2 protein-coding genes are annotated in these 1,783 nt (G+C 36.7%); one reads left to right on the top strand and one right to left on the bottom strand.

Annotated features, from left to right (window positions below; genetic code table 11):
- Positions 1–59: 59 nt before the first annotated feature.
- Entirely contained in the window at positions 60–1,367 is a 1,308-nt protein-coding gene (locus tag FTU98_RS13775) for an RNA-guided endonuclease TnpB family protein (protein ID WP_131260640.1), read from the bottom strand.
- Positions 1,368–1,426: 59 nt separating this feature from the next.
- Between FTU98_RS13775 and tnpA the strand changes: the two genes are divergently transcribed.
- The coding region (gene tnpA / locus FTU98_RS13770; RefSeq protein WP_179994534.1) for an IS200/IS605 family transposase at positions 1,427–1,783 on the top strand (357 nt) is incomplete at its 3' end.

The raw sequence follows: 1,783 nt of genomic DNA, 5'->3' as shown, positions 1-1,783 counted from the left end.
TTGACATACTCCCACCACTTTCGTTTTCACTCAAGTGGGGGATTCTAAAAGCAAAGCTCTTAGGCGACTTCCTCACGGATTTCGCTTGCTTTCTGCTTCTTAGGGCGACCTTTACCGCATCCACCCTCCACAGACAAAACGGCATGTCCTGCCGACAATATATTACGAGATGCGTTTAAATCCGCATTCGCAACATAACCGCATCCGACACACTCAAATTTAGCTTGAGTTTGTCGGTTTTCTTTTGCTACATGACCACATTCACAGCAGGTTTGACTTGTGTACTTCGGATCAACTTTTACAAGTAATCCACCTCGCCATTGTTGCTTATATTCCAACATACTAACGAGCATGCCCCAACCTTGATCTAGGATTGATTTGTTTAAGCCTGACTTAGCTTTTACATTCTTTCCTTGATTTTCGATTGTGCCACTTGCTGACTTCGACATATTTGCTACTTTTAAATCCTCAACAGCAATCATTGCGTGGTTTTTGCTGAGCGTTGTAGTGATTTTTTGCAAGTAGTCATGACGAATATTGGCAATGTGATGATGTAGTTTATTGATTTTAAAATTCAGTTTTTTCCAATTTTGACTAAATTTAACTTTCTTTCTCTGCTTCCGTTGAAGTCTAGCTAATTTAATCTGATTGGTTTTAAAGCTATTGATCGGGTCAAAGACCTGACCATTTGAGGTAGTGATTAATTTCTTAACACCAAGATCAACACCAATCGCTGATTTTGATGGGTGGATCGGCATTTCAGTAAGTTCTGTTTCAGTACAGAATGAAACGTACCAACGTCCTGACACCTTACTGATCGTCACATTTTTTATTGTGCCTAGAATCTCTTGCGACTTCCTGAATTTAATAACACCTACGCCATTAGGGAGTTTGAGTTTATTTCCTTTAACCCAACAGTATTTATCGAATTGTACAAGGCGAATGGAATCATAACCGTCTGATTTTTTCTTAAATCTAGGCATAAGTGGGCGCAACTGAACCTCAGTACCATCAGCCAATTTAAAAAATTTAGGTTTCTTAGGTTTGCGCTTTTTTTCTTTTAGTCGAGCATGTTCTTTAGGGTTGAAAAACTTCCCCCATGCTGATGCAAGATCACGAACTTTTTGTTGAAGTGACACAGCATTTGAATTTCCATCTAAAAAGCTAAACTGAGGATTCTTTTTCAGTGCTGTTATCTTTTTTACTAGATTCACCGCATTAATGTGTTTATTTTGAGCAAACATTTCAAATGAAATTGCTAATATTTGATTCCAAACAAAGCGTGCAGAGCCAACGAGATTATTTAAAATAACCTCTTGCTCGACATTAGGCTCAAGCCTAAATTTATACGCTTTGTTGATTTTCATTAATGAGTGTGTATCTGTTAATATGGTGCTGATTCTAACATTTTAGGTATATTTTTTCAATGAGTGAGATATATAAAAACCGACATTCAGCCTTTAATCTTCATGTTCATTTAGTTTTTATAACGAAATATCGAAAAAAAATACTAGGTGAGTTGCATCATAAATATTTCAATGAGTGTGCAACTGAAATATGTAAAGATTTTGATGCTGAATTAAAGGAATGTAATGGTGAATCCGACCATGTTCACATGCTTATTCAGTATCCACCAACGGTACAGTTAAGCAAATTGGTTAATAATTTAAAGTCTGTAACAAGTAGAAGAATGCGAAATGAGTTTTTAGACTTGAGAGGGAATTATACAAAACCTGTTTTATGGTCAAGATCATATTTTGCAGGGTCTTGTGGTGGTGCGCCT

The sequence above is a fragment of the Acinetobacter sp. YH12211 genome (assembly GCF_013418015.1).
Taxonomy (GTDB): Bacteria; Pseudomonadota; Gammaproteobacteria; order Pseudomonadales; family Moraxellaceae; genus Acinetobacter; species Acinetobacter towneri.
The sequence above is the reverse complement of the archived record's forward strand: the minus strand, read 5'-3'. Positions and strand labels throughout refer to the sequence as shown.

Bases quoted from the DNA above. Each gene is read 5' to 3' on its own strand.
- FTU98_RS13775 (WP_131260640.1), bottom strand. From the start codon at position 1,367: ATGAAAATCAACAAAGCGTATAAATTTAGGCTTGAGCCTAATGTCGAG.